Below are 713 nucleotides of genomic sequence, written 5' to 3'. Positions count from 1 at the left end.
CGCCATTGATTGGGCCGTCGAAGACACAAGGCGCGGTCAGCCGGTCGGCCCTCAATGCGCCGAGGAATGTCAGCGTGCGCCAGTGACCGTGTGGCGCAAACGCCCGCAGACGTTTGCCTTTTGGTCCCCAGCCTCTGAGGGGCGTCATGTTGGTCTTGATCCAGGTCTCATCAATGAAGACCAGTCGTTCGGGATCGAGGTGGTGTTGCAGGGCCTTCCATCGCTCTCTTCTGCGAGCGACATCGGCACGGGCTTGCTCAAGGGCGAACAGTGTTTTTTTTGAAGCGCAGGCCCTCACTGCGGATGAACTCCCAGATCGTGTTATGGGAGACGGCGATGCCTCGCGAGGCGAGTTCCGCCTTCAGTCCATGTAACGTCAGATGCGGATTTTGAGCCAGCAGCTCAGCAATGAAGTCACGATGCGGCACCAGGATGCGCTTGCGATAACCGCCCATCTTCGCGGGATGAACCGAACCGGTCGCCCGATGGCGCTGGGACCACTTCACAACTGATGATGCGGCCACTTCGAACCGCGCAGCAACGGCCCGGACACTCTCGCCGCTCAACACTGCGGCAACAACGCGCTCACGAAGATCATTCGATATCGGTGCCGTCATGTGATGCTGGCCTCCATCCAGCAAGCATCACTGAATCAGAACAAAACTGTTTTGGGAATCGCACACGATTCAGAAAAGCGCGGAAACGCTCTAAAC

General features: G+C 58.3%; 1 pseudogene. It reads right to left on the bottom strand.

The annotated features are described in order from the left end of the window. Positions 1-617 (bottom strand): annotated as a pseudogene (locus FAA97_RS20960) (IS630 family transposase); the annotation flags it as partial. Between the last annotated feature and the right edge of the window lie 96 nt (positions 618-713).

Source organism: Peteryoungia ipomoeae (assembly GCF_004912165.1).
GTDB lineage: Bacteria > Pseudomonadota > Alphaproteobacteria > Rhizobiales > Rhizobiaceae > Allorhizobium > Allorhizobium ipomoeae.
Note: the sequence above shows the minus strand (reverse complement) of the source record. Positions and strands in the feature narration are given on the sequence as shown.